The organism is Stutzerimonas kunmingensis, assembly GCF_032106285.1.
GTDB lineage: Bacteria > Pseudomonadota > Gammaproteobacteria > Pseudomonadales > Pseudomonadaceae > Stutzerimonas > Stutzerimonas kunmingensis_B.
In genome coordinates this window covers 120,314-127,092 of the sequence record NZ_DAMCPO010000015.1, presented here as the reverse complement: position 1 = coordinate 127,092, position 6,779 = coordinate 120,314, and the positions used below count along the sequence as shown (strand labels likewise).

At 57.7% G+C, this 6,779-nt stretch carries 8 protein-coding genes; 5 read left to right on the top strand and 3 right to left on the bottom strand.

Annotated features, from left to right (window positions below):
• Positions 1-275: 275 nt before the first annotated feature.
• Complete coding sequence (locus RT582_RS13750) at positions 276-1,019, bottom strand: SDR family oxidoreductase (RefSeq protein ID WP_031310677.1); 744 nt, start codon at positions 1,017-1,019, stop codon at positions 276-278.
• A gap of 144 nt (positions 1,020-1,163) precedes the next feature.
• On the opposite strand from RT582_RS13750, the gene RT582_RS13745 reads away from it, so the two are divergent.
• From RT582_RS13745 to RT582_RS13725, 5 genes are all read left to right on the top strand, one after another.
• Positions 1,164-2,078 (top strand): LysR family transcriptional regulator, encoded by a 915-nt coding sequence (locus RT582_RS13745; RefSeq protein WP_021206411.1) that lies wholly within the window; start codon positions 1,164-1,166, stop codon positions 2,076-2,078.
• 96 nt (positions 2,079-2,174) lie between these two features.
• Positions 2,175-2,795 carry a tyrosine-type recombinase/integrase gene (locus RT582_RS13740; protein ID WP_003152807.1) on the top strand — a complete coding sequence of 207 codons (621 nt, stop codon included), beginning with the start codon at positions 2,175-2,177 and terminating at the stop codon, positions 2,793-2,795.
• 152 nt (positions 2,796-2,947) lie between these two features.
• Entirely contained in the window at positions 2,948-3,892 is a 945-nt protein-coding gene (locus tag RT582_RS13735) for a chromate resistance protein ChrB domain-containing protein (protein ID WP_042924881.1), read from the top strand.
• Entirely contained in the window at positions 3,885-5,249 is a 1,365-nt protein-coding gene (chrA, locus tag RT582_RS13730) for a chromate efflux transporter (RefSeq protein WP_042924883.1), read from the top strand. The genes RT582_RS13735 and chrA overlap by 8 nt, the downstream gene beginning before the upstream one ends.
• A 10-nt stretch (positions 5,250-5,259) precedes the next feature.
• A complete protein-coding gene (locus tag RT582_RS13725) occupies positions 5,260-5,586 on the top strand; it encodes a rhodanese-like domain-containing protein (RefSeq protein WP_042924886.1) in 327 nt (108 codons plus the stop codon).
• A 36-nt stretch (positions 5,587-5,622) separates the two neighbouring features.
• Here the strand turns inward: RT582_RS13725 and RT582_RS13720 are convergent, their stop codons facing one another.
• Both RT582_RS13720 and RT582_RS13715 read right to left on the bottom strand, forming a co-directional pair.
• The gene (locus RT582_RS13720) at positions 5,623-6,348 is read right to left on the bottom strand and encodes a TraX family protein (protein ID WP_081262884.1); all 726 of its coding nucleotides are present in this window, start codon (positions 6,346-6,348) and stop codon (positions 5,623-5,625) included.
• On the bottom strand, positions 6,336-6,776 hold the full coding sequence (locus RT582_RS13715; protein WP_042924888.1) for a YqaA family protein: 441 nt from the start codon (positions 6,774-6,776) through the stop codon (positions 6,336-6,338). Before RT582_RS13715 ends, RT582_RS13720 begins: the two co-directional genes overlap by 13 nt.
• Positions 6,777-6,779: the final 3 nt, after the last annotated feature.

Below are 6,779 nucleotides of genomic sequence, written 5' to 3'. Positions count from 1 at the left end.
CCTATCCCTTATCGTAAGGGGGAAACGGTGTCCTGTCTTTCAGGGGGCTCGTTCATCGATTGGGTTAACGCCGCTGGCTTTAATCTTTACCAGTACCTGCCCTTGTTGTGGCGAAGGCTTTGCGACTTCGACTTCAAGCAGGGTGCTCGCGTCATAGCTGTCTAGGCGCAAGGCCTTCATCAGTCCCCCACTCGAAAGCGATTCAGTTACGTTGCTCACAGCTTTTCACTCCATATAAGCGGGGCCTGACGCCGAAGCGGCAGGCCCTAAACTCATTAGAATTCCTGCACGGTTGGGCGCAGAACGATCTCGTTAATATCCACGTCAGCAGGCTGCTCAATTGCGAAGGCGATAGCTCGAGCGACCGATTCGGCGGGAATTGCATGCTTGTAGAAGTCCACCACGAAATCGCGGCTCTGTTGGTGGGTGCTGCCGAATTTCAGTTCGGAGTCCACGGCGCCCGGTTCGATAGTCGTGGTGCGGATGCTGCCACCGACTTCGTGACGCAGTCCTTCGGAGATAGCCCGCACAGCAAACTTGGTGCCGCTGTACACGGTGCCACCTGGGCTAAACACCTTCAGGCCTGCAACCGATGCGATGTTGATGAAGTGACCACTGTTTTGTTTCTGGAAGACTGGCAATGCAGCCGCGACTCCGTACAGCAGACCCTTGATGTTGATATCGATCATGCGATCCCACTCGTCAGTGCGAGCATCGCTGAGCGGTGCAATCGCCATCAGTCCGGCATTGTTGACCAGTACATCAATGCGACCGTAGGTGTCCACGGCACCTTGAATGAGCGTTTTGACCTCTTCCTGAGAGGTAACATCGGTCTGATACGCGATTGCCTGACCACCTGCATTGGTCAGCTCAGCCACCAATGCGTCGAGTTTATCTTTGCGACGTGCAGCCAGCACTACGCGAGCGCCAAGCGCAGCAAGGTGGCGCGCAGTAACCTCACCCAGGCCGCTACTGGCACCGGTGATAACGACAACTTTTCCAGAAATGTTATTGCTCATGCTGAGAACCTCATCGGCGGGTTTGTACTTCGCCATGGCTGGTTAACCTGGCAGTGCGCAAACTTTAGACCCATGATTGATCTCAATAAATGGAAATGATTAGATTATGCTATTCCTGAAAATGGAATAAATGAGAGGGGCAACATGCTTAACCGCATGGAGATGGTTAGGATTTTTTGCACAGCAGCAGAGGCAGGTAGCTTCCGCCAAGCGGCAACTCGATTAGGCATCTCCCCACAAGGGGTGACTCGAGCCATTCAAGCCCTGGAAACTGAGCTTGGCGAATCACTGTTCCACCGCAATACCCGCCAGGTGAGCATCACTGCTTTCGGTCAGGATTACGCCAAAGATGCCAGGTCAGCTCTGGATCATTTCGATACGCTATTCCGGTCGCACAGGACGGAGCCTGAGCTGTCAGGTAGGGTGGGGATTACGGCTCCACATGCTATTGGCAGGCGCTTCCTGATACCGTTTCTTCAGCCCCTGGCCGCTGCACATCCTGACCTGCAATTCGATCTCCGCTTGGAAGATCAGATGACTGATGCTGTTGAGGCGCATATCGATATTGGTATCAGGGTGGGGGTTATTCGCGACCGGCGCTACGTTGCACGTGCCTTAGCTCCCGTGCCGTTTTACGTTGTCGCGTGCCCGTCTCTCATAGGCCAAAAGACACCACCTGAATCTTTGGATGCCTTAGCTAAGCTGCCACTTTCAGTCCTGATCGACCGGAAAAATGGCCGCCCTTGGCCTTGGCTATTTGCCGACGGGCAAACGTTCACGCCCAGGCAGCCAGCGCTTATCTGTGATGATCCAGATACGGAATTGGAAGCCACCCTGGCAGGCATGTGTTTTGGCCAAATTCCTGCCTATCTGGCTGAGCCTCATCTGCGGTCAGGAAAGCTGGTTGCTGTTTTGGCTGATCTCGCTCCAGCGCCATGGGATCTGTTCATATACCGCCCGCAGCAGGGTCCTGTATCGAAGCGGGTGCGATTGGTGTACGACCACCTTAAGCAGGCTTTCTCAAACCCCAAGCTATTTCCCCAAGGCCTGGGGACATAGCGATGCATACCTGCCAGCCAATCGTCCGCTATTGGCCGGTTAGCGACCATTTTTCTGGCTAGCCATGCTTGGCCTCCCACATGTGGAGGACTTGCCATGAACATCACTGCTACCTGCACCCGCCGGCCCTGGAACAAAGGAAAGTTGGTCGGACAGAAAACCCCGCTCCGGCTGAGAGATATCTGGGCCATCCGAGTAAGGCTTCAGCTTGCAGAACGAACCCGGGATCTGGCTCTGTTCGATCTGGCCATCGACAGCAAGCTTCGAGCCTGCGACTTAACTAAGCTCCGTGTATGCGACGTTGCTCATGGCGAGCATGTGTCATCACGAGCAATGGTTATGCAGCAGAAAACGAAGCGACCAGTGCAGTTCGAAATTACTGAGCAAACACGGTCTGCTCTCGCGGCCTGGATACACCAAGCCCAGCTCCGTAGCCAGGACTGCCTTTTCCCGAGCAGGCTGCACACCTCAGACCATCTATCCACTCGTCAATACGCTCGTATCGTCAAAGGCTGGGTGCAAGCCATTGGCCTTGATCCGGCCATGTATGGCACTCACACAATGAGACGTACAAAGGCATCACTGATCTATCGCAGGACAAAGAACTTGCGGGCCGTTCAACTTCTGCTTGGCCATACGAAGCTGGAGAGCACCGTTCGATATCTTGGGATTGAGGTCGACGACGCCTTGGAAATGGCAGAGCAGACCGAGGTTTGACCATGTATAGCGACGGTCGAAGTCAGGCCGTCGCTAACCGGCCAAAAGCGACCAGTCGTAACGGGCAATCATCGGCCAACTATTTAGTGCTTCACAATCACCCAGAGCAAGAATAGAGTAAAGATTACTACCTAATAGGTATTCTACTCTACATGAATAGTTGGCTATCTCTGATCATCGCCTTGCCGACCGCTAACGCCACAGAGCGGATGCGTGCCTGGCGTGCCCTCAAGAGCAGTGGCGCAGCGGTACTGCGCGATGGTGTCTATTTGCTGCCTGATACTCCCGCCTGCCGGGAAGCGTTGGAAGCTGTTGAGCGCGACGTGCTGGGTAGCAATGGCACGGCCTTTCTGTTGCCCATCAATGATCCGCAAGGCGAGCGCTTTATCGAGTTGTTCGACCGTAGCGAGGACTACGCCAAGCTGCGCGTCGAGATCGAGGCGTGCCAGGCTCAACTGACTTCGGATAACGCCCTCACTAGCACCAAGCAGGTACGCAAGCTGCGCAAGGCATTTGCGCAGCTTGCGGCCATCGACTTCTTCCCTGCGGCAGCGCGGAAACAGACCGACACGGCCCTCAAAACACTTGAAACGGCCATCAGTCGGGCACTTTCGCGGGATGAGCCGAGCAGTCAGGATCAGCCTATCGAACAGCTGGATCGCCGCGACTACCAGGGCCGCCTCTGGGCTACGCGCAAGCGGCCCTGGGTCGACCGCCTGGCCAGTGCCTGGCTGATTCGGCGCTGCATCGATCCGAGAGCCCGCATTCTCTGGTTGGACACACCGAATGATTGCCCTGCTGACGCGCTGGGCTTCGATTTCGACGGTGCGACCTTTAGCCATGTCGGCAGTCGCGTCACCTTCGAAACCCTGCAAGCCAGCTTTGCACTGGTCGAGCCAGGCCTAAGCCGCATCGCGGCTCTGGTGCATTACCTGGATGTCGGTGGCGTTCAACCCGCTGAGGCTGTTGGCATCGAGCGTGTATTGGCCGGGCTGCGCGAAACCATCCTCAATGACGACCAGTTGCTAACGGCTGCTTGCGCCATCTTCGATGGGTTGCTGGCGGCATTTGTGAAAGAAGAGACCCCTGATGAATGAAACCACACTGCCGCCTGTAGAGCAGGATCTGCCACGTGCCGAGCCTGTCAGTTTGTTCCAGGCTTTTCTGTTCTGGCTCAAGCTCGGTTTCATCAGTTTCGGCGGCCCAGCCGGACAGATCTCGATCATGCACCAGGAGCTGGTGGAGCGTCGGCGCTGGATCTCTGAGCGGCGTTTTCTGCATGCGCTGAACTACTGCATGCTGCTGCCCGGCCCGGAGGCCCAGCAACTGGCCACCTATATCGGCTGGCTGATGCACCGCACCTGGGGTGGTGTGATTGCCGGGGTGCTGTTTGTGCTGCCCTCGCTGTTTATCCTGATCGCGCTGTCGTGGGTCTATATCGCTTTCGGTGATGTGCCGGTGGTGGCCGGACTGTTCTATGGGATCAAGCCCGCCGTGACCGCCATCGTGGTGCAGGCCGCTCATCGCATCGGCTCCCGTGCCCTGAAGAACAACTGGCTGTGGGCGATAGCTGCCGCCTCGTTTGTGGCGATATTCGCCCTCAACCTGCCGTTCCCGCTGATCGTGCTGGTGGCCGCAGTGATCGGTTATTTCGGTGGGCGTTTCGTCCCAGAGAAGTTCAGCATCGGCGGTGGTCATGGCGCGGCCAAGCAGTCTTACGGCCCAGCGCTGATTGATGATGAAACCCCGACACCGGAACATGCGCGCTTCCGCTGGCCACGACTGCTCTTGCTGGCAGCGATAGGTGCAACGCTGTGGGCGTTGCCCATGGGGCTGTTGACCGCTCTATTCGGCTGGGAAGGCACGCTGACGCAGATGGGCTGGTTCTTCACCAAGGCCGCACTGCTGACCTTCGGCGGTGCCTATGCGGTACTACCCTATGTCTACCAGGGTGCAGTCGGCCACTACGGCTGGCTGACCCCGACACAGATGATCGACGGTCTGGCTCTGGGTGAAACTACGCCAGGGCCACTGATCATGGTGGTGGCCTTCGTCGGTTTTGTCGGTGGCTACGTGCAGCAGGTATTCGGTGTCGATCAGGCCTTCTTGGCCGGTGTCGTGGCCGCCAGCCTGGTCACCTGGTTCACCTTCCTGCCGTCCTTCCTGTTCATTCTTGCGGGCGGCCCGCTGGTGGAATCGACCCACAACGAACTGAAGTTCACCGCGCCGCTGACGGCCATCACCGCCGCCGTGGTCGGGGTAATCCTCAATCTGGCGCTGTTCTTTGGTTATCACGTGCTCTGGCCGCAAGGCTTCGAGGGGGCTTTCGACTGGCCTTCGGCGCTAATTGCCCTGGCGGCAGCGGTAGCCTTGTTTCACTTTAAACGCGGTGTCATCCAAGTGCTGATGGCCTGTGCTTTGGCCGGACTGGTGGTACACCTGCTGCAAAACTGAGAGGTAGAAGATGAGCAGAATCTCGATATGCGAACTGGCGGAATGGCAGGCAGCAGATCGGGCGTTCACTTTGCTGGATGTGCGCCGTACGAGCGTGCGGCTTGCCGATGCCGAAGAAATTCCCGACGCACACTGGCGTGATCCCGAGGCTGTCTTCACCTGGAAAGATCAGGTTTCACGGGACAGGCCAGTGATTGTCTATTGCGCCAAGGGGCGTGAAATCAGCCAGGGCATCGCCGCCACATTGGAGGCCATGGGCCTGGATGCTCGCTTCTTGATCGATGGCTTTGCTGGCTGGTACGGCGCTGGCCGGCCCACCCGTAGCATATCGAGGTAGTGGATCTCCGCCGATATGACGCGATAGTCGCTGGCACTAGCCGAGCGAGCGGATCATGTGTAGTACGGCCAGATGCCCGGGGTAGAACCAATAACCCCAGCGCTTGACCGGCCAGACCCTGAACTGGCGCAGTCGGCGCAGCAGCCACAACCCAAGCAAGGGTGCGACAAACGCAGTGATCACGATCAGCAAGGTATAGGGCTGCAATTCCCACTCGGCGAGCCAGCGGTTGCGACTATTGGCCAGTACGCACAGTGCGGCAGGCAATAGCCACACAAGCCCTGGGCGCTGAATGGCCAGCAGCAACGCTGCCGGCAGCAGTGCGCCGAAAACGCCGTACATCAGGCGCTCTTGCATCAGCACCGCGACAGTCACGCCGGCCAGAGCCAGGATCAAACCGTCGCGACCACGGTGATGTGCTCCCCAGGTGATAAGCAGGCCCAACAGCAGCGAAGGCATAACGTTGAGCGTGCTGCTGTCGTTAGAAAGCAGGCGATAGGGCAACTCCGAGATCACTGCAAACGCAGTCATCCAGCACATGTAGCGAACGTTGTTATCGGAATACAGCTCACCTGTTTGCGAGCGCGCGACATTGGCGGCGATCCCCAGGCAGAACATTGGAAAGGCTAAGCGCCCAACGATGAACAACCATCCGTTGTCAGGCCAGATGTAGCGCAGGTGATCCAGCAGCATGGTCAGCATCGCCAGCCACTTGATCAGATCCAGGTTGGTGTCGCGCTTCTGCAGGCTCACCCAAACCACCCAAGCGTCATGGCAGCTAGTGCCAGATAGCGAGTGGTCTTAGCCAGCATCACGATCAACAGAAAGCTCCAGAAGGGTTCTCGCATGACACCCGCGACGACTGTGAGTGGATCACCAATGATCGGCACCCAACTGAGCAGCAGTGACCAGCGACCGAAGCGGTGATAAGCCTGCTGAGCCTTTTCCAGTTTGCCCTCGCTGACGGGAAACCAGCGCTTGTGTCTGTAGCGCTCGATAGAGCGACCCAGCAGCCAGTTCAGTACCGAGCCCAGTACATTACCCGTGGTGGCGACCGCCAGCAGCGCCCAGACCGCATAGCGGTCAGTCAGCAGCAACCCGACCAGCACCGCCTCCGACTGCATGGGTAGCAACGTGGCAGCACCGAAGGCAGCGAGGAACAGGCCGAAATAACCGGATAACTCCCACATCGG

Bases quoted from the DNA above. Each gene is read 5' to 3' on its own strand.
- RT582_RS13715 (WP_042924888.1), bottom strand. From the start codon at position 6,776: ATGTGGGAGTTATCCGGTTATTTCGGCCTGTTCCTCGCTGCCTTCGGT.
- RT582_RS13735 (WP_042924881.1), top strand. From the start codon at position 2,948: ATGAATAGTTGGCTATCTCTGATCATCGCCTTGCCGACCGCTAACGCC.
- RT582_RS13745 (WP_021206411.1), top strand. From the start codon at position 1,164: ATGCTTAACCGCATGGAGATGGTTAGGATTTTTTGCACAGCAGCAGAG.
- RT582_RS13740 (WP_003152807.1), top strand. From the start codon at position 2,175: ATGAACATCACTGCTACCTGCACCCGCCGGCCCTGGAACAAAGGAAAG.
- RT582_RS13750 (WP_031310677.1), bottom strand. From the start codon at position 1,019: ATGAGCAATAACATTTCTGGAAAAGTTGTCGTTATCACCGGTGCCAGT.
- RT582_RS13725 (WP_042924886.1), top strand. From the start codon at position 5,260: ATGAGCAGAATCTCGATATGCGAACTGGCGGAATGGCAGGCAGCAGAT.
- chrA (WP_042924883.1), top strand. From the start codon at position 3,885: ATGAATGAAACCACACTGCCGCCTGTAGAGCAGGATCTGCCACGTGCC.